The organism is Providencia sp. PROV048, assembly GCF_033688165.1.
Classification (GTDB): Bacteria; Pseudomonadota; Gammaproteobacteria; order Enterobacterales; family Enterobacteriaceae; genus Providencia; species Providencia hangzhouensis.
In genome coordinates, this window is record NZ_CP096360.1 from 1345745 (window position 1) to 1370212 (window position 24468).

General features: G+C 39.4%; 24 protein-coding genes and 1 riboswitch. Of the genes, 17 read left to right on the forward strand and 7 right to left on the reverse strand.

Features of this window, described 5'->3' with window-relative positions; all coding sequences use genetic code 11:
- Positions 1–27 precede the first annotated feature (27 nt).
- From M1F26_RS05730 to iolB, 5 genes are all read left to right on the forward strand, one after another.
- The gene (locus M1F26_RS05730; protein WP_004262128.1) at positions 28–456 is read left to right on the forward strand and encodes a PTS sugar transporter subunit IIA; all 429 of its coding nucleotides are present in this window, start codon (positions 28–30) and stop codon (positions 454–456) included.
- Between the two features lie 314 nt (positions 457–770).
- A complete protein-coding gene (locus M1F26_RS05735) occupies positions 771–1904 on the forward strand; it encodes a Gfo/Idh/MocA family protein (RefSeq protein ID WP_004262126.1) in 1134 nt (377 codons plus the stop codon).
- A gap of 25 nt (positions 1905–1929) precedes the next feature.
- A complete protein-coding gene (locus tag M1F26_RS05740; protein ID WP_140171078.1) occupies positions 1930–3834 on the forward strand; it encodes a bifunctional 5-dehydro-2-deoxygluconokinase/5-dehydro-2-deoxyphosphogluconate aldolase in 1905 nt (634 codons plus the stop codon).
- Between the two features lie 30 nt (positions 3835–3864).
- The gene (gene iolE, locus M1F26_RS05745) at positions 3865–4758 is read left to right on the forward strand and encodes a myo-inosose-2 dehydratase (RefSeq protein WP_004262122.1); all 894 of its coding nucleotides are present in this window, start codon (positions 3865–3867) and stop codon (positions 4756–4758) included.
- Between the two features lie 143 nt (positions 4759–4901).
- Entirely contained in the window at positions 4902–5732 is an 831-nt protein-coding gene (gene iolB / locus M1F26_RS05750) for a 5-deoxy-glucuronate isomerase (RefSeq protein WP_140171077.1), read from the forward strand.
- 79 nt (positions 5733–5811) lie between these two features.
- Here iolB and M1F26_RS05755 read toward each other — a convergent pair whose 3' ends face one another.
- A complete protein-coding gene (locus M1F26_RS05755; RefSeq protein ID WP_140171075.1) occupies positions 5812–6453 on the reverse strand; it encodes an NAD(P)-dependent oxidoreductase in 642 nt (213 codons plus the stop codon).
- 139 nt (positions 6454–6592) lie between these two features.
- The gene (locus M1F26_RS05760; RefSeq protein ID WP_110592172.1) at positions 6593–7561 is read right to left on the reverse strand and encodes an FUSC family protein; all 969 of its coding nucleotides are present in this window, start codon (positions 7559–7561) and stop codon (positions 6593–6595) included.
- A gap of 210 nt (positions 7562–7771) precedes the next feature.
- Here M1F26_RS05760 and M1F26_RS05765 point away from each other — a divergent pair, with 210 nt between their 5' ends.
- On the forward strand, positions 7772–8392 hold the full coding sequence (locus M1F26_RS05765) for a malonate decarboxylase holo-ACP synthase (RefSeq protein WP_140171073.1): 621 nt from the start codon (positions 7772–7774) through the stop codon (positions 8390–8392).
- Between the two features lie 142 nt (positions 8393–8534).
- Here M1F26_RS05765 and M1F26_RS05770 read toward each other — a convergent pair whose 3' ends face one another.
- Positions 8535–9164: a glutathione S-transferase family protein gene (locus tag M1F26_RS05770; RefSeq protein ID WP_140171071.1), complete on the reverse strand. Its 630-nt coding sequence runs from the start codon at positions 9162–9164 to the stop codon at positions 8535–8537.
- A gap of 381 nt (positions 9165–9545) precedes the next feature.
- Between M1F26_RS05770 and M1F26_RS05775 the strand changes: the two genes are divergently transcribed.
- The 5 genes from M1F26_RS05775 to tehB all read left to right on the forward strand — a co-directional run bounded on the left by M1F26_RS05775 (position 9546) and on the right by tehB (position 14050).
- Positions 9546–10103, forward strand: a complete 558-nt coding sequence (locus tag M1F26_RS05775) for a cytochrome b (RefSeq protein WP_094961347.1) — start codon at positions 9546–9548, stop codon at positions 10101–10103.
- Positions 10104–10116: 13 nt separating this feature from the next.
- Positions 10117–10695: a YceI family protein gene (locus tag M1F26_RS05780; RefSeq protein ID WP_004262112.1), complete on the forward strand. Its 579-nt coding sequence runs from the start codon at positions 10117–10119 to the stop codon at positions 10693–10695.
- A 318-nt stretch (positions 10696–11013) separates the two neighbouring features.
- Positions 11014–11787: a hypothetical protein gene (locus tag M1F26_RS05785; protein WP_036958473.1), complete on the forward strand. Its 774-nt coding sequence runs from the start codon at positions 11014–11016 to the stop codon at positions 11785–11787.
- Between the two features lie 174 nt (positions 11788–11961).
- Positions 11962–13041, forward strand: a complete 1080-nt coding sequence (locus M1F26_RS05790; RefSeq protein ID WP_004262105.1) for a linear amide C-N hydrolase — start codon at positions 11962–11964, stop codon at positions 13039–13041.
- Positions 13042–13162: 121 nt separating this feature from the next.
- Positions 13163–14050, forward strand: a complete 888-nt coding sequence (gene tehB / locus M1F26_RS05795; RefSeq protein ID WP_140171069.1) for an SAM-dependent methyltransferase TehB — start codon at positions 13163–13165, stop codon at positions 14048–14050.
- A gap of 231 nt (positions 14051–14281) precedes the next feature.
- Here the strand turns inward: tehB and clcA are convergent, their stop codons facing one another.
- Complete coding sequence (gene clcA / locus M1F26_RS05800; RefSeq protein ID WP_094961349.1) at positions 14282–15679, reverse strand: H(+)/Cl(-) exchange transporter ClcA; 1398 nt, start codon at positions 15677–15679, stop codon at positions 14282–14284.
- Between the two features lie 303 nt (positions 15680–15982).
- Here clcA and hcp point away from each other — a divergent pair, with 303 nt between their 5' ends.
- Together hcp and hcr are read left to right on the forward strand one after the other, a co-directional pair.
- Positions 15983–17635: a hydroxylamine reductase gene (gene hcp, locus M1F26_RS05805; RefSeq protein ID WP_140171067.1), complete on the forward strand. Its 1653-nt coding sequence runs from the start codon at positions 15983–15985 to the stop codon at positions 17633–17635.
- 75 nt (positions 17636–17710) lie between these two features.
- The gene (gene hcr, locus M1F26_RS05810) at positions 17711–18715 is read left to right on the forward strand and encodes an NADH oxidoreductase (RefSeq protein ID WP_140171065.1); all 1005 of its coding nucleotides are present in this window, start codon (positions 17711–17713) and stop codon (positions 18713–18715) included.
- A 103-nt stretch (positions 18716–18818) separates the two neighbouring features.
- Here hcr and M1F26_RS05815 read toward each other — a convergent pair whose 3' ends face one another.
- The gene (locus M1F26_RS05815) at positions 18819–19055 is read right to left on the reverse strand and encodes a HEAT repeat domain-containing protein (RefSeq protein ID WP_047756882.1); all 237 of its coding nucleotides are present in this window, start codon (positions 19053–19055) and stop codon (positions 18819–18821) included.
- A gap of 586 nt (positions 19056–19641) precedes the next feature.
- A riboswitch (M-box (ykoK) riboswitch) is annotated at positions 19642–19813 on the forward strand.
- Positions 19814–19886: 73 nt separating this feature from the next.
- On the opposite strand from M1F26_RS05815, the gene M1F26_RS05820 reads away from it, so the two are divergent.
- The gene (locus tag M1F26_RS05820) at positions 19887–20957 is read left to right on the forward strand and encodes a magnesium transporter (protein ID WP_140171063.1); all 1071 of its coding nucleotides are present in this window, start codon (positions 19887–19889) and stop codon (positions 20955–20957) included.
- 32 nt (positions 20958–20989) lie between these two features.
- Here M1F26_RS05820 and M1F26_RS05825 read toward each other — a convergent pair whose 3' ends face one another.
- Positions 20990–21523, reverse strand: coding sequence for a SprT family zinc-dependent metalloprotease (locus tag M1F26_RS05825; protein WP_140171061.1), 534 nt, complete (start codon positions 21521–21523; stop codon positions 20990–20992).
- A 106-nt stretch (positions 21524–21629) separates the two neighbouring features.
- Here M1F26_RS05825 and M1F26_RS05830 point away from each other — a divergent pair, with 106 nt between their 5' ends.
- From M1F26_RS05830 to M1F26_RS05840, 3 genes are read left to right on the forward strand one after another with little or no spacing between them, the layout of a single operon-like run.
- On the forward strand, positions 21630–21956 hold the full coding sequence (locus M1F26_RS05830) for an ArsR/SmtB family transcription factor (RefSeq protein WP_004262083.1): 327 nt from the start codon (positions 21630–21632) through the stop codon (positions 21954–21956).
- 1 nt (position 21957) lies between these two features.
- Entirely contained in the window at positions 21958–22395 is a 438-nt protein-coding gene (locus M1F26_RS05835; protein WP_004262082.1) for a YeeE/YedE family protein, read from the forward strand.
- 4 nt (positions 22396–22399) lie between these two features.
- Positions 22400–22810, forward strand: coding sequence for a DUF6691 family protein (locus M1F26_RS05840; protein WP_004262080.1), 411 nt, complete (start codon positions 22400–22402; stop codon positions 22808–22810).
- Positions 22811–22880: 70 nt separating this feature from the next.
- Here the strand turns inward: M1F26_RS05840 and metK are convergent, their stop codons facing one another.
- Positions 22881–24032, reverse strand: coding sequence for a methionine adenosyltransferase (gene metK, locus M1F26_RS05845; RefSeq protein WP_047755768.1), 1152 nt, complete (start codon positions 24030–24032; stop codon positions 22881–22883).
- Positions 24033–24468: the final 436 nt, after the last annotated feature.

Genomic DNA, 24468 nt, shown 5'->3' on the forward strand with positions numbered 1-24468 from the left:
CCTAATTAACTTAATCGAGGGTTGGATATGATAGAACAACTAACCACAAGTAATTTGCATTTAGGTTGTCAGGCAAGAAATAAAGCTGAAGTACTCAAAATGGTTGGTACGGAATTTAAAAATAAAGGTTATGTTGATAGGGATTGTGTACATTTCTTAACGGAAAGGGAGCAACAGATATCAACATTCTTGGGGAATGGCATCACGTTGCCACATCTACCTAAGTCCGCCAATGATATTATCTTGCATACCGGTGTTGAAATTTTTCAATTTCCTGACGGTGTTATTTGGGACAGAACCAATGTGATGTTTATTGCCATAGGCGTGATTGCAAAATCAAGGGAACATATTGATGTACTTAGGGAAATTGCGTTGATTTTTAGTGACGAATTTATTGCCAATGCATTGTCTCTGACCTCAAGTAAAGAAGAGTTTTTAAGTATTCTTCATCGTTAATTTTTAGTTCTGAAGAGAGTATGGGATCTTGCCAGATCCTATACTCAATAAATTTCATTTTTAGTTATTCTATTTCATTTTATTTCATCTTATCACGACTCTATTATTTTTCCTTTCTTTAAATTTAATATTTATTTTCTTATAAATTAATTAATTACACTAAAAATTAACGTTAGATCACATAATGAAATTAATGTTTCTAATAATATTGAAAATGAAACGAATGTTCCGTATAACATCATTATTGAAATAAAATCTGGAACGAATATTGGGCCAGCTATTGCACTACAAGAAATGAGCGAGAGGTAGAACAGATGAAAGAGATCCGTATCGGGATGATAGGTACTGGCTATATAGGACGAGCTCATGCCATTGCTTATGCACAAGCACCAACCGTTTTTCCATTGCAGGGGAAATTGGTTCGCGAAATGATTGCAGAAATTACCCCTGAGCTAGCACAAACCCGAGCTCAGGAAATGGGTTTTAATCGTGCAACGGATGACTGGCGCAAATTAGTTGCAGATCCAAATATTGATGTAGTGGATATTTGCTCGCCTAATTTCCTACATAAAGAAATGGCAATGGAGGCAATTAAGCATGGTAAACATGTTTATTGTGAAAAACCATTAGCACTCAATTCTGAAGATGCCAAAGAAATGGTCGAAGCGGCTAAACAAGCCGGCGTCTTAACGTTAGTGGGTTTTAACTATATGAAAAACCCAACTTCGCAGCTAGCCAAAGAAATCATTGCAAATGGCGAAATCGGGGAAGTTATCCATTTTTATGGCACCCATAATGAAGATTATATGGCTGACCCTAGCGCCCCAATTCACTGGCATTGCTTTAAAGAAAAAGCAGGGTTAGGTGCTTTGGGGGACTTGTCTGCACACATTATCAATATGGCGCAATTCCTAGTAGGGGATATTGAAACCGTCTGTGGTGATATGGAAATTGTGATTAAACAGCGCCCTGAAAAAACGGGATCAACCGTTATGGTTACGGTTGAAAATGAAGACCAAGCGCATGCCATGGTACGTTTTGCTGGTGGCGCAATGGGCGTCATTGAAACTTCACGAATCGCAGCTGGCCGTAAAATGGGGCTAACCTATGTGGTGACCGGCACCAAAGGAACGTTGTCTTTCACTCAAGAAAGAATGGCAGAGCTAAAGCTCTATCGCCATGATGAACCTAGCAACCGCCAAGGTTTTAAAACAATTTTTGTTGGGCCAGAACACCCGGATTATGCACCATTTTGTAATGCTGCAGGTCATGGTATTGGCTTCAATGACCAAAAAACAGTTGAAGTGCGTGATTTAATTGATGGCGTTGCAACAGGGCAGCCAATGTGGCCTGATTTTGAAGAAGGCTGGAAAGTATCACGAATATTAGACGCGATAGCACGTTCATATGACGAACAACGTTGGGTTAACGTTAAAGAAATCAATTAATTCTGTTGTAGTTAAGGGGTAATTAATGGATAAGCAGAAGAAGTTAGATGTTATCTGTATGGGCCGTATTGCCGTTGACCTGTACGGACAACAGATAGGTTCTCGTTTAGAAGATGTGAGCTCGTTTGCCAAATATTTAGGCGGCTCTTCAGGAAACGTTGCATTCGGCACTGCAATACAAGGATTGAAATCATCAATGCTTGCCCGTGTGGGGGATGAACACATGGGGCGCTTTTTACGTGAGGAGTTACAGCGTGTAGGCTGTGATACTAGCCATCTTATTACAGACAAAGACAGATTAACGGCATTAGTTATCTTAGGGATTAAAGATCAGGATACTTTCCCATTAATTTTCTATCGTGATAACTGCGCAGATATGGCGATTACGCCAGACGATTTCTCTGAAGAATATATTGCATCTGCACGCTGCTTGGCAATTACAGGAACGCATTTATCTAACCCGAAAACTCGCGCGGCAGTACTAAAAGCGTTGGAATATGCTAAACGTAATAATGTCAAAACAGCCATTGATATTGATTATCGCCCGGTCTTATGGGGACTGACCTCTTTGGGTGATGGTGAAACGCGTTTTATTGCTTCCGAGAGTGTCACGCAACAACTGCAAGACGTATTATCGATGTTCGATTTGATTGTCGGTACAGAAGAAGAATTTCATATTGCAGGCGGGACGACGGATACCGTACAAGCACTTAAGAACATTCGCCAATTAACGGATGCGGAGCTGGTGTGTAAACGCGGCTCTCTTGGCTGCTCGGTATTTAGTGGTGAGATCCCAGAAACGTTGGACGAAGGGATCACTGTTCATGGTGTGAGAGTTGAAGTTCTCAACGTATTAGGTGCCGGTGATGCATTTATGTCTGGCCTACTTCGCGGTTATCTAAACGGCGATGGTTGGGAAAAAGCCTGCGCTTATGCGAATGCTTGTGGGGCTTTAGTGGTTTCGCGCCATGGCTGTGCGCCTGCAATGCCAACAAAAATCGAGTTGGATAATTACCTTGAGCGTGCAGCTGCAGTTCCACGCCCAGATCTTGACCCGATGCTTAACCATTTGCACCGTGTGACTTCACGTAGCACACAATGGAATGAACTTTGTGTGATGGCATTTGACCACCGCATTCAATTTGTTGATATGGCACGCCTCGCAGGGGTTGATATCTCTTGCATTCCAACCCTGAAAAAATTGATTTACCGCGCTAGTAGTGAAGTGGCCGAAGAGGCAGATCTGCAGGGGAAAGCAGGGTTACTCTGTGATAGTACATTTGGCCAAGACGTATTGAATGATGTAACCGGCCGTGGTTGGTGGATAGGCCGCCCAATTGAGCTACCTGCGTCAAGACCATTATGCTTAGAGCATGGGAATATTGGCTCTCAGCTGATTAGCTGGCCAAAAGAGCATATTGTCAAATGTTTGGTATTTTTTCACCCAGAAGACAACCATCCACTGCGCTTAGAGCAAGAAAAAACGGTTCAAGAAGTGTATAGCGCTTGCTGCCAATCAGGGCATGAATTGTTGCTCGAGGTGATATTGCCTGCAGATATGGAACGCAACGATGAGCTGTATTTACGCGCAATCAAACGCTTCTATAACTTAGGTATAAAACCAGATTGGTGGAAATTACCACCACTACAAGCGCAAAACTGGGATGCAGTTGATCAATTAATTCAAGAACGTGACCCTTATTGCCGCGGTGTCGTGCTCTTAGGACTTGACGCACCACAAGCTGAGCTACAAGCAGGCTTCAACGCAGCCGCTGGGAAATCAATCGTCAAAGGATTTGCTGTTGGCCGCACTTTATTTGGTAAGCCTTCGTTGGAGTGGATGAAAGGTGAAATCAATGACGATGAGCTGGTGCAGAAAATCAAAACCAATTACTTAAACCTGATAGCCTTATGGCGTCAGCGTAAATAATATTACTTTTACCTACACAGGAGCTTCATCATGGCAATCCAACTTGGTATCAACCCGTTGACATGGACGAATGATGATTTACCCACTTTAGGGGCAGAAACGTCTCTAGAAACATGTTTAACTGAAGGTCGTCAAGCGGGTTTCGCTGGTTTTGAACTAGGTAATAAATTTCCACGTAAAGCGGAAATCTTAGGGCCGATCTTAAAGCAGCATGACTTACAATTGGTTTCAGGCTGGTATTCGGGAGAATTATTATCTCGCAGTGTGGAAGAAGAAATTGAAGCGGTACAAGAGCACTTAGCATTGCTACGTGATTTAGGCGCTAAAGTGATGGTTTTCGCGGAAGTGACTCACTGTATTCATGGCGATCAAAACAAACCGGTTCATATGCGCCCATTGTTCCCAGCTGATCAATGGGAAGAATACGGTAAAAAATTGACCGAATTCGCAAAATATACTTTATCTCAAGGGGTTAAGATTGCCTATCATCATCATATGGGGACAGTGATCGAGTCCGCAGAAGATGTGGATAATTTAATGAAACATACAGGGGATGAGGTCGGTTTATTACTGGATACAGGGCATTTAACCTTTGCCGGTGCAGACCCAGTTGAAGTGGCAAAACGCTGGGCAAAACGTATCAATCATGTGCATTGCAAAGATGTCCGTGCAGATGTTCTAAAAGATGTTAAAAACCGTAAAACCAGTTTCTTAAATGCAGTATTAGCAGGGGTGTTCACGGTACCTGGTGATGGCTGCGTTAACTATCCAGAAGTGTTTAAAGTATTGAAAAATAGCCAATATGAAAATGGCTGGTTAGTGGTCGAAGCAGAGCAAGACCCTGCGATCGCACATCCATTGACTTATGCCACATTGGGTTACAACAATTTGTCTAAATTTGCTAAGGATGCGGGTTTGATCTAAATCGTCGTCGTCATATTTCAGTCTGTGGCGTTGTTAGCTTTGTTTGCTGACTCTAGCCACAAACTGAACTGTTTAATTGGTGAAACGGTTAGTAACTGAAAAGAATTACATATCTAGAACCTAAAAAGTGTCAGAGGAAAGTTATGTCAAAATTATTGTCGAAATACCATGCTCCAGATGCACATAAGCGAACTCAGCATATCACTCCGAAAATCGCTAACTGGAGATATGTTCACTTTGATGTTTATGAATTAAAACAAGGCGAGTCTATCTCCTTGCCTGCCTCTGAAAATGAAATGTGCTTAGTGCTGGTGGCAGGTAAAGCGACAATTAAAACACCGAATCAAGCGTTTGAAAATGTTGGTGACCGTATGGATCCTTTCGAGCGTAAAAAGCCGTATGCGGTGTATGTTACAGCGCAAGAGTTTGCTGAGGTCATGGCGGATACCGACCTTGAATTGGCAGTTTGCAGGGCAAAAGGAAAAGGAACTTACCCAACTCGTTTAATTGGCCCTGATGATATTGGTGCGGAACAACGTGGCCATGGTTATAACAAACGCTATGTGCATAATATTTTGCCGGATGATAAAGCCGCTGATAGCTTATTAGTCGTGGAGGTCTTTACAGATGAAGGATGCACTAGCTCTTATCCAAGCCATAAACATGATACCGATAATGAACCCAATGAAACTTATCTAGAAGAAACCTATTATCATCGTTTAAATCCTTCCCAAGGTTTCTGTATGCAGCGCGTTTACACGGATGATCGCGAGCTAGATGAATGTATGGCGGTGTATAACAAAGATGTCGTTATGGTACCAAAAGGGTATCACCCAATGGCGACAGTGGCTGGTTATGATAACTATTACCTTAATGTGATGGCAGGGCCAACCCGTAAGTGGTTATTTACATGGGAAAAAGACCATAACTGGGTGAATAGTGAAATCTATGCAGCGAAACATAGTGAAAAGTAAGTTAAAGCAGAAATATGTGAATTAAGTTCTGTTATCTATCTTTGCCGGTAAATATTTACCGGCTTTTTTTCGATTAAACTTAATATGCTGCAGTAAATTGTTGGCGAATGAACTGCCTATTATTTACCTCATCAAGTATAGCTACCGCAAAATCTTCAACTGATATTTTCGCAGGAACGTTGCCATTCATCAGCAATTGTTCGCCTCCAAGACGGAAGGTTTCTGTTCTTTCTCCTTCCTCGAGTATTGCGGCTGGGGAAATGTAGGTCCAATCCAATGAATCAATGGATTGTAATTGGTTCTTAAATTCCCTCATTGCTTGAGCGCCTGATTTTATTTCGGCAGGAAAATCGGGGGAATCAATTAAATCAATACCTGAAGCAATTTTTAGGCTTCCTGCACCACCGACCACAATAAATCGTTTTACCATCGATTTTTGTACTGCTTGTAAAATGGCCTGGTTTCCTGCCACGGTATCTTGATACAAATTCGGATTTTGCCAGCCACCATTAAACGCGCTGATGATGACATCCTGTCCTTTAAGCCGAGAGGTTAACCATGGGATATCTGTAATATCACCTGCGGCGGTGATTAAAAGAGCGTGCTGAAATAATTGATTACTATGACGAGAAATAGCCGTCACTTGGTGGTGCCGAAGCAACGCTTCAGCGACTAATGCTCTGCCGACAAAACCCGTTGCGCCAATAATCGATATTTTCATCTTCAGTTCCTCTTTGCTTGAGTGCCTCACTCAAGAATAATGATACTGATAGGGCTAGGCTTTAGGACTAAGACTTGTTTTCCCAATGTGTTCTTTTTGAGTATAGAACAAACGTTCTTATTGGGGAATATGCTTAATTTTATTTCGTTTCTCTAAATAACTTTAAAATAATACTCGTCATAATGGCGATGGTTCCTCCTAAGGCGGTTTCAAGAACGCGGTCAAACAATAATTCATAGGTTGGGTGACGCCAATATATAACGAGCTCAAGAATGGACAAAATTAAGCTTGTCACGACAAACGTCATAAACGTATATCCGTAATGAAAGCTCATCGGCATTAAAAAGGCGAACACCACGACTGCAATTAAACCGATATACGGCATAAAGGGTAAATTGAATAAAAAATACAATAATAAGACAGAAATAAGACTGCCTAAGACCCTCTGCAAAGTAATTTTAACGATACTTTGTGATTTTGGATGCAATACAAAAACGAAGGTCAGTAATGTCCAATAAAAGTGCCCTAGATCTATACTGCGAGGAATAGCGAGCGCGAGTAATAGCCCCAAAGCATAAATCATTGAGCGTGGGATAATATTTTTTCTCAACGTAAACAAATTTTGTTCAACTAAAGCGCTCGTTATTACACTATGGCGTGTCATTTTATGGCTAAGGACATAATACGTAATTAACGTTACTCCACTACCAATAATAAACCCTAACGCTAAGCTTTTGGATATATCAGGTAAGATGGTACCAATTGTCGACATGATAATCATAAATTTCATGGTTAAATCCATAGCAGGATCTGTGCCATACAATTGGTAGTAAATGAACGAAAAAATGGCGAGATAAATATAATATGCGGTACCAAGGCGTAACGTATCACCGATAAAAATAGCGACTAAAATCATTAATAAACAACAAGCGGTATAGGCATAATTCTTATATTCTTTTGCTGCATTGAATAAATTAAAGGAATACAGCGTTGAGAATGTTGCCCACATCGCAGCTTGTGCATCTAAGATCACAAAAGCGGTTGCGGCGCTAAAAAACATACAACTGGTAAAAATAATTCCATCGTGGATAGCAGGAAACGTTCTCATAATCCGATGCTCACAAATAGAGGCTTAACCTATTAATTAATAACGTAATTAAATAATATACGGTATAAAATTTCAAGGTGAGATCTCAGTATTTATGACAAGTTACCATTAAATGGCATGTGTTGAATTGTTGGTTGCGATATTCTGTTTTTATGTGACAAAAAAGGCATAATAGGGGAGAGCAGTTGTAGCAATCATAAAGGTAATAAAATGCAAATAATCAATCCTCATGATTTTGTTTGGGTCGGCAGCAATAATGATGTCGCGATAGAATCGCTTCCTGAATGGGCCGGCTCACAGTGGAACAGTAAGTTACCGTTGACGGTATACCGAAATAAAGCGGATGAGAATAAACTGACTGTTGCAATTAGAGGAATTAAGCCACACCAACGCGTTACAACACAAATTGAAAAATCTGCAATTACGCACATTATGAATGTGGAATCCTTGGTGGCGAATTCGGTGGAACTACAACGTTCAATGTTTATCGCTTTACCACCGGTGCAGGTTTTATGGATCATTTCACAGACTAAATGGCCTTGGCAATGGGGAGTAACAGGGAGTTGTGCTTACACTTTAGCGACAGATATCCAAAGTATGTTGTCAGACTGCGACCTTGATGTGGTCATTCGCTGTCCACATCGTCAAGAAAAAGAAGATTTTGCTGAGTTTGCAATTAAGGCGAACACTCCTTATTGCCCAATTGATATTCATATCGAAACCCCTAAAGGTGGGTTTTCATTAGCTGAGTGGTTTAAAAATGAAAAGGTTACATTACACACACCACTTGGCGATATTATGACCGCAGACCCGTGGAATGAAAAATTATAGCCCGCTGTTTGTCTGTTAAATAACCTAATGTAGCTTGAATGACCGACAAATTGGTTAAATATTAATTTTGATGTTCGAGCAGGTGATTTTTTACTAATCAAATAAAGCTGGAGGCATATAATGCCTCCCGATTAGCCTATTTTTAGTGTTCAATATAGGGTTCTTGTAAACCTGCTTCATGCCATTCTTTCATTGCGGGTAAAACTAAAATTCGGTCAACCCATTGTTTGGCAGCTGGGTTTACAGGTAAGTGATAACTGCGAATTCGGAAGGCAACTGGTGCAAAAAAAGCATCTACAGCCGTAAATTCACTACCTGCAAGCCAAGGGCCACCAAATTGGTTTAACCCATCCTGCCATAATTTCTGCAATCGATTTAAGTCGGTTTGTAATTCAATTGAAATATTGTTAAGTGGTGAATTATGAGTACCATCCATTGGACATTGCTGGCGTAATGCACTAAAACCCGAGTGCATTTCTGCGCTTGCACTACGAGCCCATGCTCTGGCTTTTCGCTCTTTTGGCCAGACTTGAGGGTAGTCTTCTGCAACATATTCACAGATGGCTAATGAATCCCATATTGTTTGGTTTTCATCGATTAAACAAGGGACTAAGCCTGTAGGTGAAAAACGACTGAATTTTTCATGGCTACTTTTACCGTTTTCAAATAAACACAAATTTTCTTCAAACGGGATCTGTAATACCTTTAGTAAAATCCAAGGACGTAGTGACCATGAAGAGTAGTTTTTATTTGCTATCCAAAGTTTATACATAGTATTTAACCTATCAGTCAGTTTGCAATGTTAAAAGAAAGAATACCAATGTATGGGGAAAAAGGCAGACCTACAAATGTTATTTTATGAATAACAGCTTATATCTATTAGGAATAAGCTAGATTTAATTGAAATTAATAAATAAATGAACTAAGTATTTAGTTACGGCCATTTACAAAACTGGAAAAATCTTTATTCAACTTTTCTAATTAACACTAGACAAAATCAAATAGTAATCTATTTTTCATTATGTTGATCGTATTTGAATGTCTTCAACAAAATATTTGTTTAACTTTGGGATAGGAATAAAATTAATTTCACCTTATGATTATTACGGCTTAGTTAATAAAATATTACCTTCTTCTCTAAATGGTTTTTATCATGCAATGGAAAAATAATGCAAGTCGTTATGGGCATATCTCTTTGCTCATACATTGGCTAGTCGCAATTGTCGTATATGGAATGTTCGCTTTAGGTTTATGGATGGTGACACTAGGCTATTATGATAGTTGGTATCATCAAGCTCCTGAGATACATAAAAGTATAGGAATATTATTATTTATTGTTATGGCATTTCGTGTGATTTGGCGATTTATTTCACCGCCACCGAAGCCATTAGCAAGCTACAGTAAATTAACGAAAGCTAGCTCTATTATTGTTCAAATTCTGATTTATATTATTTTGTTCAGTATTTTAATCAGTGGTTATTTAATCTCAACCGCTGATGGACAGCCTATCAGTGTATTTGATTGGTTTGAGGTTCCTGCACTATTTACTGGTGCTGCAACACAAGCAGATACAGCAGGTGAAGTTCATTTATATTTAGCTTGGGCAGTGGTTCTATTATCAGTGTTGCATGCTTTTGCAGCTTTTAAACATCACTTTTTTGATCGTGATATTACATTAAAAAGAATGTTGGGTTTTAACCCCGATAAGTAACGTGGAGATAATTATGTTGAAGAAAACGGTTCTTGGTCTGGCTACTGGCGCACTTTTTTTAACGGCAGGTTCAGCATTAGCAGAAACTTACCAATTTGATAAGCAAGGCCAACACGCGTTTATTGAATTTCGTATTCAGCATTTAGGTTATAGCTGGGTATATGGTAGTTTTAAAGACTTTGATGGGTCTTTCACTTATGATGCAAAAGACCCATCAAAAGATAAAGTCGAAGTAACTATTAAGACAGGCAGCATTGACACTAACCACGCAGAGCGTGATAAACATTTACGCAGTGGTGATTTCTTAAATGCAGCAAAATTCCCTGAAGCAAAATTCGTTTCAACAGAAGTGAAGAAAGACGGTGAAACATACAAAATCACAGGTGATTTCACTTTAAATGGTGTTACTAAGCCGATTACATTAGATGCTAAATTAATGGGCGAAGGTAAAGATCCTTGGGGTGGATACCGTGCAGGTTTTGAAGCTGAAGGTAATATTAAGCTGAAAGAATTTAACATCAAATCTGATTTGGGTCCTAAATCTCAAGAAGCACAACTGTTGATTTCAGTTGAAGGTGTTCAAGTTAAATAAGATTTTTATCATAATAAACCTTCAAGCTTTCAAGTCTTGAAGGTTTTTTTATATCCAGCGTTTTCTAAATTGTTTATTTATGGCAAATTCTCCCGTCTTAGCCTCGCATTTTCCCTTATTCCTATAGCTTGACGACTTTGATACAAGCTAAAATAAACATTATCACTTTTTATAGGTCAATTCGTGGTATTAATAGTCTAGGTCCGTGATGACTATTGTTTTTAGATGCCATGACATTATATGCGATGGGTTCTACAGTATATAAGTAGCTTGAAAGTGTTTGTGGGAACCGTTTTACCAAGAAAAGGCAGGGTAACTTTGAATACAAATAACTCACGTAAAACCGCATTAATTGTTAGCATTATTTTTATTGCATTCGCATTCGGTTTTTATTGGTTAAGTAAAGATAATAATGTGTTATCTACAGAAAATAATAGTGCAATTCATTCAGAGGCACTTGCCCAAGTTGAAAAAGAACTGCCGATTATCGCGACGGTGAAGAAAATAAGCCCTGAAACCTATCAAAGTTTTGAGCATCTAATCACGCAATACGACCCAGCTAATGAAGATTTACGTCGTCAACTGTTTGATCAGGTTGTTGGCAATGTCATGAAGCTGGTGCTAGAACGTATGGAATATGCTTCTGATGATTCCGTAATTAATTTTACTAGCAGAGTGAATGATTACCTGAAAATCTTATTAGAAGAAGACCCAACAGGAAAAACGTGTTTTTATTCATTGTTTCCGCACTTAAGAGAAACAGCGGAAATTATTCCACCACAAAAAAGCCAAGCTGTTTTGTTGAAACAAATCCAAGCGACCAATGAGCTCTTAATTTCAAGTGAAGCGGGTGTAAAACAGGCGTTGATGTCCCCAAAAGAGTATTCTGAGGAATTAACACAGCTTGCTAGTGGGCTTTCTGCAAAGTATGGTGAAGATACCGCAATCCTTGGAAATTTAGAAGCAGGGAAGAAATCACCTGCATTAGCGTGCCGTATTTCTATTAGTTTCTATAATGAAATATTATCTATGCCTGATAATCAGAAAAAAGCTGCATTACTACGTTCTTTATTTTCATCAGTAAATAATTAATTCTTTCCAGCAAAATGGCACTGGTTAATATGGGTGCCATTTTGTGTCATTATTTATTATATTTCATTGTGTTAATCGCACTTTTTTTAATACATTATTCTTTGAGCATAAATAGTTCGTATTTATGTAGTATGCTTATTATGTAAATTTATTTTTAACTATTTTGGAGATGGCATGCAATTTATTAAGAAAAGTATCGTAGCACTTGCCGCAACTGCTGCGATATCAATGCCGATTACAGTTAGCCAAGCTTGTACTCGAGTTGTTTATTTAGGTGAAAATGAACAAATAATGACCGGAAGAACAATGGATTGGAAATACGATATTGGTACCAATCTATGGATCTTTCCTCGAGGGATGGAGCGTGATGGCATTGCAGGGCCTAACTCTTTAAAATGGAAATCAAAATACGGCAGCGTGATAGCCTCGGGTTATGATATTTCAACAACGGACGGAGTGAACGAGGAAGGTCTGGTTGCCAATTTACTGTGGCTCGCGGAATCAAAATATCCTCAAATAGATAATAAGCAACCTGCGTTGTCGATATCTTTATGGGCGCAATATGTTCTAGATAACTATGCGACAGTGGAAGAAGCCGTTGCTGAGCTAGAAAAGAATCCACTCGTAGTCGCAACAGATAATGTGCCAGGACAAGATAGGTTAGCGACTTTACATTTATCATTATCAGATGCGAGTGGTGATAGCGCGATTATTGAATATATCGATGGTAAGCAGGTAATTCATCACAGTCGCAAGTATCAAGTTATGACTAACTCGCCGACTTATGAGAAGCAATTAGCAATGCAGGAATATTGGCAAGGAATTGGCGGCACTGTAATGTTACCGGGGACTAACCGCTCCGCTGATAGATTTGCTCGCGCGCAGTTTTATATTAATGCAATTCCTCAGAAAACAACGCCTAATAAAGCGGTCGCCAGTGTTTTCAGTGTCGTACGTAATGTGTCTGTCCCTTACGGATTGACGTCTGAAAATTCGCCTGAAATATCGTCAACACGTTGGCGGACATTAGTTGACCATAAACGCCAGCTCTACTTTTTCGAGTCAGCATTAACTCCAAATATTTTTTGGACTGATTTGGCAAAAATTGACTTTTCAGCGGAAACTGGAAAAGTGAAAAAGCTGGACCTCGGTGAAGAGCAGAGCCATATCTATTCAGGGGATGCGACCAACAGTTATGTAGTTACAAAACCTTTTGAATTCTTAGGGTTAAGTGCGGAACAGTTAGGTTATTAACTGAGCCCATGAAGCATTTCAGCCCTCTTAGTCTATAGGGGGTTGATATGAATCAAGCCCGCGATAATTAATTTATGAATGTTTTGCAGATAGCAAACGAACGGTATAAGATGTATTTAAAATGCAACTTATTGGTGATGATATGAATGATCTCGTGTGTTACAAAACTATGCCAGTTTGGAATAAAGCTTCTTTGCCGTTAATGTTCCAAGAGCGCCATAATACAAAAGAGGATACATACGCACAGTTGAAAGTGCTAAAAGGCTCTTTAGATTTTATCATTTTTAATGAAGACGGCAGCGAGCAACACTTTACCTTTGATATTCATAACCAGCCGCCTATTATTGAACCTCAAGTTTGGCATCGTATTTCTGCTTGTAGTGATGACATGGAATGCCAACTGGCATTTTTATGCAAACCAGAACTGAAATTTTATAAAGAGCATGGGTTAACGACTCCACATTCAGAAGTGCGCTATTTGTGTGAGAATCACCTGAGTAAGCCATGTAAAACATTAGATTTAGGTTCGGGAAGAGGGCGTAATAGTTTTTATCTTGCCTTGCGGGGGTATGACGTGACCTCGGTAGATATCAACCCTCAGCATATCCAAGCAATTGACTTCGTTAAAAAACAAGCTGGGGTAGAGAATATTCATACGGCTGTTTATGATATTAATAGTCACCAAATACAAGAGAACTACGAACTTATTATTTCCACTGTCGTGCTAATGTTCTTGCAGCGAGAAAAAATCGCCAATGTTATTACTAATATGCAAGAACATACCCTGCCAGGGGGAGTTAACGTTATTGTGTGTGCCGTTGAAACGCCAGATGCACCGCTGGATTTAGTGCCATTTAAATGCTTCTTAAAACCAGGGGAGCTAGAAGGGTATTATAAAGATTGGGATATTTTAAAATATAACGAAAACCCTGGTCATTTACACCGTACTGATTCACAAGGTAATCGTATTAAATTAAATTTTGCAACACTCATTGCAAGGAAGAAGTAAGTAAGAAATTAGCATAGGTTATCTTAATAAAAGAGTTGCCGCTGTCGGCAACTGAGGTTGTTGACAAAGCGGGATAAAAGCGTGGTTTTTCCTGCTTTGTGTTATCAGCCGAAAATCAATAAATTGATTTTCCTAGTTTATTTTCAAAAACTATTCGACTTGCCGCCAAACATAATATGTTTGTCAGCAGTCTGAGTTGCCGCTGTCGGCAACTCTTTTTGCTTCTACTATTTAAGGTTTGTCAGTGACAGGCGGAGCGGTTTCTTTTTCGCTACGGGCTAAAGTTTTTTCCAGCAATACAGAATATAGCGGTTTGCCACCTAAAAATTGGGCCATCATTGTGGCGCCAATGCAGGTAATAATCATCGGTAAGATTAACTGGTAGTTATTTGTCATTTCTAAAACTAAGACTATCCCAGTTAATGGGGCTCTGACGGTTGCGGCAAATAAAGCTCCCATGCCTGCAATAGCGAAAGTCCCCACTTCAATTTGGTAATTAGGGAATATTTCGAGGGCGGCGTAGCCGAAAACACCACCAAATAATGTCCCAAGGGCGAGTAAAGGAGAGAAAATACCACCTGGAGCCCCAGAGCTAAAGCTAATCGTCGAAGTTAAAAACCGCAAAGCAAAGAATATGAATAACAAAGTGATGGTAAATTGGCCTGCTACCATCTGGTGGATCACGGAATATCCACCACCTACAATTTCAGGCAGGTAAACGCCAATTGCACCACAAGCCCCACCAATTAACCCGCCCATCAATACAAAGCGAGAAATTTTATTTTGGTAAAATGCTAAAAATTTACTTTGTAGGTACAATAAAAAACCATTAAAACAGATACCGATAACACCAAACATTAATCCTAAAATTAAATAAAGCCATAAAGTATTCATAGGTGCAGAAGAAAATTGGCCGATATTTAATACAATAGCTTCTCCATTGATTAGCCGATAGACAATGGTAGAGGTAACAACACCGATAAATACCGCTTTAATTGAAATTAAACTGTATTTAAATTGCGGACGCATTTCTTCAATAATAAACAAGATGCCAGCTAAAGGGGCATTAAATGCTGTAGATAAACCTGCCGCCGCACCAGAGGCAAGCAAGGTGTGGCGTGACTCATTATCTTTTAAACGAAATAAATCATAAAACATTTGGCTAAGGTTCGCACCAAGTTGCACGGTTGGTCCTTCACGGCCTAATACCATACCTGAGCCCAATGTTCCTAATCCACCAATAAACTTAACTGGGATGACTCTCCACCATCTTACGGGGCGTAAATCCTGTAATGCACCTTCAATTTCTGGGATCCCAGACCCACCAGATTCAGGAGAGAACCGTTTAACAAGGTAATAGCCTAACATGGCAAGAAGTGCCGAGATAAAAAACATCCCAACAACCATCAGCCATTTTGGGGCAACCCATTCACTCACCGATTGCACGCGATAGTTGCTAATCCAAGTTGTTCCTAATTCAAATAGTGAACCGATAAGACCGACCGCCGCACCAATGAGTGCCGCAAGTAGTAAGATTTTTACAGGTGTTTTATCTGATTCTTTTAGCCGTTTAAAAATCCGCAATCGGGTTTTTATCATAGATTTACTAGCTGAATTTACCTGGCTCATCTTTATTGGATTCTCTTTATACGATGGAATAACAAACACTTATAGGTAAGTATAACAAGAGTTATCGTAAGAGCGTTATCAGGATATAAATAAAATGCAAAATAGTGCATTTAAGCAAGAAAAGTGAAAACAAAACCAACAGCACGAATAGCACACTTTCATTACTGTGAATAGTTCTCATTTGCAATGAATATTAATATAGATCAATAAACCATTAGATAATGAATAATTCCACTTTTTTATTCTAATAAAGAGCGTAGTCTTAATGTTGTATTTGAAATGCAACTTTAAGAGGCGAACAACATGTACTGTGTGCAATGTGAACAAACAATTAGAACTCCAGCTGGTAATGGCTGTGCATACGCGCAGGGTATGTGCGGTAAAACAGCAGAAACTTCTGACCTACAAGATTTATTAGTTGCTGTATTGCAAAGCTTATCTGCAAGTGCAGTCACTGCCCGCTCACTGGGTATTATTGACCATGATATTGATAGTTTTGCTCCGCGCGCATTTTTCTCTACTTTAACCAACGTCAATTTTGATTCAGAGCGTATTATCGGTTACGCCCGTGAAGCTATTTATTTACGTGATAAATTAATAAAACATTGCCAATCCGTGAATAGTGTAGTGGCTTTCAATCATCCATTAATTAATTTGCAATTAAATGGTACTGACATTCCAACCTTACAGGCACAAGCGGCTCAATTTTCATTAGATATTGATAAAGCTGAAGTCGGCGAAGACATTCACGGTTTACGTATGTTATGCCTATATGGCTTAAAAGGGGCGGCAGCCTATATGGAACACGCCCATGTTTTAGGTCAGTATGATAATGAGGTTTATGGCCAATATCATGAAATTATGGCTTGGCTTGGAACATTGCCATCGGATATGAATGAACTGCTTGATAATGCCATGGCAATTGGTCTAATGAATTTCAAGATCATGGAAATTTTGGATGTAGGTGAAACGAGCGAATTTGGTCACCCAACGCCAACGGAAGTCAACGTTCGTCCAGTCGCAGGGAAATGTATTTTAATTTCAGGTCATGACCTGAAAGACTTAAAAATGTTGTTAGAACAAACTGAAGGTACGGGTATCAATGTTTATACCCACGGCGAAATGCTGCCAGCACATGGTTACCCAGAACTGAAAAAATACCCTCATTTAGTCGGTAACTATGGTAGCGGTTGGCAAAATCAGCAAGTGGAATTTGCAAAATTCCCTGGGTCTATCTTGATGACCTCTAACTGTATTATTGACCCTGATGTCGGTGATTATAAAGACCGTATCTGGACGCGTAGTATTGTGGGTTGGCCGGGTGCAAAACATTTAGTGGGTGATGATTTTTCTGCAATGATTGCTCAAGCTCAGTCACTTGCCGGTTTCCCGTATACCGAAATCGAGCACAAAATTACGGTTGGTTTCGGTCGTCAAACACTGTTAGGCGCGGCAGACGCGGTGATTGATTTAGTTTCACAGAAAAAACTACGTCACGTATTCCTTGTTGGTGGTTGTGATGGTAGCCGTGGCGAACGTAGCTATTATACGGATTTTGCCCGTAGTGTACCTGAAGATTGCTTAATCCTTACACTCGCATGTGGTAAGTATCGTTTTAATAAATTAGATTTTGGCACATTAGAAGGGCTACCACGCTTACTGGATGTGGGCCAATGTAACGATGCATATTCTGCCATTATGCTTGCGGTGAATCTATCAGAGAAACTTGGTTGTGGTATTAATGACTTGCCATTGAGTCTGATTCTGTCTTGGTTTGAGCAAAAAGCGATTGTCATCCTTTTAACATTATTAGCGTTGGGTGTGAAAAATATTTACACCGGCCCAACAGCACCTGGTTTCTTAACTGAAAACTTATTAAATGTGCTAAATGAGAAGTTTGGCATGCGTAGTATTACGACAGTTGAGCAAGATCTGGCAGAAATTTTACCTGCATGATCAATAAACCGATAGAAAAAGCTTAAAAACGATGTGAAAGATGGGGGTTGCGACCCCCTTTAAAGGAGTAGCGCGATGACCATGCCAAGCAGTTTATGTCCAAATAGAATGCAAGTTCATTCTATTATTCAAGAAACATCAGATGTCTGGACAATCAACCTTATCAATCATGATTTTTATACATATTCACCTGGTCAATATGCTTTGGTCAGCATTAAAAATAGTGATGATGTCATGCGTGCTTATACTCTTTCATCATCACCGGGGCAAAGTCGTTTTATTTCCATTACTGTCAGGCGGTTAGACGATGGTGAAGGGTCAAATTGGTTAACACGTTCGGTTAAAGAAGGTGACTACCTTTGGCTTTCAGAAGCACAAGGGGAATTCACCTGTGCTAGTCTACAAAACTCGCAGTATTTGATGTTAGCTGCTGGGTGTGGGGTGACACCGATTATGTCAATGACACGTTGGCTGATGGTGAATCGCCCAAATTCCCATGTAAAAGTGCTATTCAATGTTCGCGATGATAAGCAAGTTATTTTTGCTGAGGAATGGCAAAAGCTCGTCCGGTTATATCCAGAACGGTTGCAATTGTGTGTCATGGCGGAAACACCAGATAATGGCGATATTGCTCAAGGGCGTTTAACCGAAGAGAAATTGAAAGCGTTAGTACCCGATATTAATTCACGAATTGTGATGACGTGTGGGCCTGTGCCTTACATGAAAAATGCACAGCAATTTGCTGCTAATTTAGGCGTCCCTGCTGAACATTTCTTTATGGAGCGTTTTTCAAATGAACCAGAGGTTGTTGATAGTGAAGATATTCTTACATTAAAAATCCGTCAACGATTGGTCGACTTTAAAGTCCCTGTAGGTACTTCTTTATTATCTGCACTGGAGCAAAATAAACAGCCCGTTATTGCAGCTTGCCGAGCAGGGGTTTGTGGAAGCTGTAAAACAAAAGTGTTATCAGGTAAATACACAACAACAAGCACAATGACATTAACTGAAGCAGAAATAGCTGAGGGCTATGTTTTAGCTTGTAGTTGCCAATTACAGGGTGACACTGAAATAGCGTAAAATTATATAACATGTGCAAACTGTCTCATTAGAGTATTAATGGGACAGTATTATTTAAAATAAATCATAGTAATTATTTACAATACTCAAAATGAGAGTGCAATTAATGTTTCGGTAGTGAGCTATTTAAAAAATAAATAGATAATTTACTTAATGTATTAATCGCTGATACAGCAACCTCTTTGTTTGGGTCCTGACATAAGTCTATGATTCGTATGATGGCATCATTATATTCAATCGTTGCTTTGAAATCACCTAAAGCAGAAATGGCAGCAATTTTGATTTCATCGTTTACGCGAAATGTTAGTTTCGTTAACATTCCAACAATTACTTTATCCATAATAAAACTTTCACTGTTATATAAAATAAAAAATATTCTAAGATAATTCTTGTAATATTTAATACTAAATTGATATCTGCAATTAAATATTAACAATTTAAAAGAATGCTTTTTAATGATAATTTCGAATTAAATAATGCCTTAAGTGTATTTTCTTACTTCATTATTTGTTTGCTGGCTTATTTTTAATATAAAAAATCAACTAATGACTGATATTAGTGATTGCTTGTACTCTAATAAAGTGTTTTAATTATATTAAATTGGGCTTGCTCCTTTATATTGTTTTTTTTGTATTGTACGGTAAATAGAGAATTAAGTTTTGATTAATTATCGGTAAGGTTTACTAAATAATATTACAAATGATACTTTGATTTCTCAAAGGGTTGGTTATTGATAAGTAAATAAATATATTTACTTCAATTCTAATATTCATTCTTATTATTAGTTACATTTTGTTACTTTATAAAGATATATTTAATATAAACTTAAACGGAACCTAAACAATAAGTTTTCCATGCGTAAAAAAACGTAGATATAGGGTGGCAATTAATTCACCAATGGGTATAATTCGCGCCGCATCCAAAGTGCAGTATCTCGTTAGGCGAGGCTCCTATACAAACATAGGTTACTGATCTGACGACGTCGAGAGACGCCCAAGATTAGGACAGGATATATCGACCGAAGGTATATCCCCATGTAACTTCCTGCTAAGTCAGGATACGTTGTATAGTGCTAAAACCGAGACGAAGAGATAGCTTTCGCATTCTCTCATCTGGTTTCGCCCCTATGTGAGTACTGTTTGAGTAACCAACAGTAATAGGGACTAAAAAAATGACATTCACTACCCAGAACAAAGCGGGAGCAGTTGCTATTGCTCAATCCGCAATGAAAGGCGCACGCCTCAAAGACAATAACACACAGCCAGCAAAAGTTGATGATGCAACAGTCAGCGCTTATATGAGTCAATCATATTTGCCAGTATCTATCGCAGACTCAATAGCTTGCGTGAAAAAAAATCTTATTGAACACCTTGATGGCGAGCAAATCCCAACCTATTTATTTGTTGTCGACAATGACAATTATTTAAATGGCATTCTTTCAGTTAAATCATTATTAGCTTCACCTGAAAATTTATTAGTGTCTGATATCATGCGACACAATTATTTTTCTGTTGCCCCAGAACAATCACGTCATGATGTTTATGATCTGATTAATCATAGCGGTTTAGATATGATACCTGTGGTGCAATTTGGCAAATTAATGGGTGTTTTGCGTCCGCAAGATATCGCCGAACTGATTGAAGATGAGAATACACTCGATGCGCAGCTACAAGGCGCTACTACCCCATTAGATGAGCCCTACTTAACGACAAGCCCTGTAACTTTATGGCGTAAACGTGTCGTTTGGTTGTTGATGCTATTTGTGGCCGAAGCGTATACAGGAACTGTATTAAAAGCATTTGAAGAACAGCTCGAAGCCGCAATTTCGTTAGCGTTTTTCATTCCGCTATTGATTGGTACAGGCGGTAATAGTGGAACACAAATTACATCAACATTAGTCCGTGCAATGGCACTGGGCGAGGTGAGTTTACGTAACCTGGGTACCGTACTGAAGAAAGAGGTTTCTACCTCATTTTTAGTGGCGGTGACTATTGGTGGTGCGGCATTAATTCGTGCATGGATTTTAGGTGTTGGCCACGAAGTGACTATTGTGGTTAGCTTAACCATCGTTGCCATTACAATGTGGAGTGCGATTGTTTCTTCAATCATTCCAATGGTATTGAAGAAAATGAAAGTGGACCCAGCAGTTGTTTCTGCCCCGTTCATTGCAACTTTCATTGATGGTACAGGCTTAATTATCTACTTTGAAATCGCAAAATTAGTGATGACGGAGTTTGCTTAAGCGCACATCTCAAACTTGATGCGGCAGAAAGTCTAATTTTCTGCCGCAGCGACAGAAATCCCTTCTTGTTTCAATACTTCTCCACATTTTCGACATAAATATTGGTTTTCACCACGTAGTACTTTGTTGTGGCGGCGTATGGTTAATTCATGGGACGCTTCACAGGCACAACGGTAGAGAAATGTTTTACTTTTTACTGTTGTAACCGCAAAGTTGTGCGTACGTTTCGCCGTGACTTCCAGTACGTGTTGCATCATCCACTTCCATTCTTTGCCATGCGGTGCGATACCTTTGCGGCCAAACACATGAAAAACCAACAAATGCGCTAATTCATGAGGCACAACCTCATCAATAAATTGCTCTGTATTTTCGATAAGTAAACTGGGGTTAAGGCGAATTTCCCATTCTTTTAAGTAAGCACTACCCGCAGTTGTCCCCCGTTGTTTGTAATTAACCGTTGGCTCTGAAAATGACTGTTCGAGTTTGTATTCTGCAAGTGCGAGTTTTTCTCGCAATGTGCGCATGACTTGTTGCTGTAAAAAGAGTGGAACACGGATTGTTTTCATGGGGTAAAGGATACGTGAAGGTAATGGACATAAACAAGCAATAATTGACAAATATTATATCAAAACATATATTGTATTTTTATATAATATTAATTAGAAATAACATATGCCCAATAATACCTCTGAACAGCAACTGTTAGCGATGAAGCAGGCCGCATCAGAAACGGCTTCATTATTGAAAACACTAGGGAATCCAGATCGCTTAATTTTATTATGCCAATTAACACAGGGTGAAGCCTGCGTTAGTGAGTTAGAAGAGCAGTTAGGAATATTACAACCGACACTCTCTCAACAATTAACAGTATTGCGTAATGAAGGCTTAGTGATGACGCGCCGAGAAGGAAAGCGTATTTACTATGCGATTGCAGATGAGAAATTATTTACGCTGCTCAATACGTTATATCAGCTTTATTGCCCCGTGAAGGAGAAATGAAATGACCATAGATTGGGCTAATTTTACGCCACTTTCTGCCGCGATTGGCGGTGTGTTGATTGGCTTAGCCGCAGCAATTTTATTAGTGTTTAACGGTCGTATTGCAGGTATCAGCGGTATTTTAGGCGGGTTATTGAAACCAACTAAGGGGGATACTGCATGGAAATTGGCATTTATTATTGGTTTGATGAGCGCCCCAACGTTGTTTACTTGGTTGGCGTATACACCAGAAGTTAACATTGCGACCAGCACACCTATTTTAGTATTAGCTGGGTTGTTTGTCGGTTTTGGTTCACGACTGGGAAGTGGCTGTACTAGCGGTCATGGGATCTGCGGCATGGCAAGGTTATCCCGTCGTTCAATTGTTGCAGTATTAGTCTTTATGATTGTTGCTTTTGCGACAGTCGCACTAGCCAACCATTATGGGATAGGGAGATAAAGCAATGCCTATTCTTATCGCATTAATTTCAGGGATACTGTTTGGTTTAGGATTGGTCATTGCCGGGATGGGAAATCCAGCAAAAATTTTGGCATTTTTAGATATTACGGGAACGTGGGATCCTTCTTTATTAATTACGATGGCAGTTGGAATGGTAATCAGTGGTATTGCTTTCTTAGGGGTTAAAAAACGTTCTGTTAGTGTACTTAATTGCCCATTGCAAATTCCTACCAATCAAACGATAGATAAAAAACTAGTCACCGGAAGTGTATTATTTGGTGTGGGGTGGGGGTTAGCAGGGATCTGCCCAGGGCCTGCATTATTGTTAACAGGAATGGGATTGACACAAGGGATAATATTTACATTAGCAATGGTTGCGGGAATGGCTATCTTCCAGTTTACGCAAAAAAATTAATCGTTCATTGTGAGCAATAAAAAACCCATCATTTGATGGGTTTTTGTATGTGACTTATTGACTAAAGAGATTACAAGCCTGCAGCGGCACGCAATGCTTCAGCTTTGTCAGTTTTTTCCCATGGGAACTGTGAACGACCAAAGTGGCCATATGAAGCAGTTTGTTGGTAAATAGGGTGTAATAAATCAAGCATCTTGATTAAGCCGTAAGGGCGTAAGTCAAAGAATTCACGAACTAATTGAATTAATAATGACTCATCAACTTTACCTGTTCCAAAGGTTTCTACCATAATCGATGTCGGTTCTGCCACGCCGATAGCGTAAGAAACTTGAATTTCACAACGGTCTGCGAGGCCCGCGGCGACAATATTTTTTGCCACGTAACGTGCTGCATAGGCTGCTGAACGGTCAACTTTTGATGGGTCTTTACCAGAGAATGCCCCACCACCATGACGAGCCATACCACCGTAGGTATCTACAATGATTTTACGGCCAGTTAATCCACAGTCACCCATCGGCCCACCGATAACAAAACGGCCCGTTGGGTTAATAAAATATTTTGTCTCTTTTGATAACCATTCTGCAGGTAGAACTGGCTTGATGATCTCTTCCATCACGGCTTCATGCAGGTCTTTTTGTTGAATATCTTCAGAATGCTGAGTAGATAAAACAACGGCATCAATACCTACAATTTTATTGTTGTCGTATTGGAATGTAACCTGACTTTTCGCGTCTGGGCGTAACCATGGCAGCGTGCCATTTTTACGAACATCTGCTTGGCGCTGCACTAAGCGGTGTGCATAAGTAATAGGAGCAGGCATTAATACATCAGTTTCGTTGGTTGCATAACCAAACATTAGGCCTTGGTCACCCGCGCCTTGTTCTGATGGGTCAACACGGTCAACACCTTGGTTGATATCGGGCGACTGTTTACCGATCGCACTTAAAACGGCACATGAATTGGCATCGAAGCCCATTTCGGAACTGGTATAGCCAATTTCGCGAACAGTTTTGCGCGTGATTTCTTCAATATCAACCCAAGCGCTGGTGGTGATTTCTCCCCCGACCATTACCATACCTGTTTTGACGTAGGTTTCGCAGGCAACGCGAGCTTTCGGGTCTTGTTCCAGAATAGCATCAAGTACTGCGTCAGAGATTTGATCAGCAATTTTATCTGGATGCCCTTCTGATACAGACTCAGAAGTAAAGAGATGTGTAGCCATGAGATTAATACCTTAAGAATTCGCAAATTTATAATTGGATGTTTTAACATCTAGACGGCTATTTTAGTCTCATACAGTAAAAATTTCTACCTGTATTTATACAAAAAACGAATAGAGACATAAAACAGCAATAGGTAAAGTTTTATCGCAATTTAGTCATTTTGGTTTTGCTTTTTGAGCGTAATAGATGTATAAACTGCGACCGTAACGGATGGTTGTTATTTCCCGTTATATACCAGCAGGATAATATAAAATGACTGCTATCTATCAGGAATGTTTATAAGCTTTTGAATTTCAATGAAAAATAAGGTGATATAGCTTAAATCAACAGGTCAACCTGCCAAAATAGTGCTACCACATTGAAATTTTAAAAGGGTAAACAGTTATATTGGGGGTTAATGGGTAATGATCCATAATCTACTGAATAACAGTATCC

Excerpts from the sequence above, each read along its gene's own strand:
- M1F26_RS05730 (WP_004262128.1), top strand. The coding sequence starts at position 28 with ATGATAGAACAACTAACCACAAGTAATTTGCATTTAGGTTGTCAGGCA.
- M1F26_RS05735 (WP_004262126.1), top strand. The coding sequence starts at position 771 with ATGAAAGAGATCCGTATCGGGATGATAGGTACTGGCTATATAGGACGA.
- M1F26_RS05740 (WP_140171078.1), top strand. The coding sequence starts at position 1,930 with ATGGATAAGCAGAAGAAGTTAGATGTTATCTGTATGGGCCGTATTGCC.
- iolE (WP_004262122.1), top strand. The coding sequence starts at position 3,865 with ATGGCAATCCAACTTGGTATCAACCCGTTGACATGGACGAATGATGAT.
- iolB (WP_140171077.1), top strand. The coding sequence starts at position 4,902 with ATGTCAAAATTATTGTCGAAATACCATGCTCCAGATGCACATAAGCGA.
- M1F26_RS05755 (WP_140171075.1), bottom strand. The coding sequence starts at position 6,453 with ATGAAAATATCGATTATTGGCGCAACGGGTTTTGTCGGCAGAGCATTA.
- M1F26_RS05760 (WP_110592172.1), bottom strand. The coding sequence starts at position 7,561 with ATGAGAACGTTTCCTGCTATCCACGATGGAATTATTTTTACCAGTTGT.
- M1F26_RS05765 (WP_140171073.1), top strand. The coding sequence starts at position 7,772 with ATGCAAATAATCAATCCTCATGATTTTGTTTGGGTCGGCAGCAATAAT.
- M1F26_RS05770 (WP_140171071.1), bottom strand. The coding sequence starts at position 9,164 with ATGTATAAACTTTGGATAGCAAATAAAAACTACTCTTCATGGTCACTA.
- M1F26_RS05775 (WP_094961347.1), top strand. The coding sequence starts at position 9,546 with ATGCAATGGAAAAATAATGCAAGTCGTTATGGGCATATCTCTTTGCTC.
- M1F26_RS05780 (WP_004262112.1), top strand. The coding sequence starts at position 10,117 with ATGTTGAAGAAAACGGTTCTTGGTCTGGCTACTGGCGCACTTTTTTTA.
- M1F26_RS05790 (WP_004262105.1), top strand. The coding sequence starts at position 11,962 with ATGCAATTTATTAAGAAAAGTATCGTAGCACTTGCCGCAACTGCTGCG.
- tehB (WP_140171069.1), top strand. The coding sequence starts at position 13,163 with ATGCAACTTATTGGTGATGATATGAATGATCTCGTGTGTTACAAAACT.
- clcA (WP_094961349.1), bottom strand. The coding sequence starts at position 15,679 with ATGAGCCAGGTAAATTCAGCTAGTAAATCTATGATAAAAACCCGATTG.
- hcp (WP_140171067.1), top strand. The coding sequence starts at position 15,983 with ATGTACTGTGTGCAATGTGAACAAACAATTAGAACTCCAGCTGGTAAT.
- hcr (WP_140171065.1), top strand. The coding sequence starts at position 17,711 with ATGACCATGCCAAGCAGTTTATGTCCAAATAGAATGCAAGTTCATTCT.
- M1F26_RS05815 (WP_047756882.1), bottom strand. The coding sequence starts at position 19,055 with ATGGATAAAGTAATTGTTGGAATGTTAACGAAACTAACATTTCGCGTA.
- M1F26_RS05820 (WP_140171063.1), top strand. The coding sequence starts at position 19,887 with ATGACATTCACTACCCAGAACAAAGCGGGAGCAGTTGCTATTGCTCAA.
- M1F26_RS05825 (WP_140171061.1), bottom strand. The coding sequence starts at position 21,523 with ATGAAAACAATCCGTGTTCCACTCTTTTTACAGCAACAAGTCATGCGC.
- M1F26_RS05830 (WP_004262083.1), top strand. The coding sequence starts at position 21,630 with ATGCCCAATAATACCTCTGAACAGCAACTGTTAGCGATGAAGCAGGCC.
- M1F26_RS05835 (WP_004262082.1), top strand. The coding sequence starts at position 21,958 with ATGACCATAGATTGGGCTAATTTTACGCCACTTTCTGCCGCGATTGGC.
- M1F26_RS05840 (WP_004262080.1), top strand. The coding sequence starts at position 22,400 with ATGCCTATTCTTATCGCATTAATTTCAGGGATACTGTTTGGTTTAGGA.
- metK (WP_047755768.1), bottom strand. The coding sequence starts at position 24,032 with ATGGCTACACATCTCTTTACTTCTGAGTCTGTATCAGAAGGGCATCCA.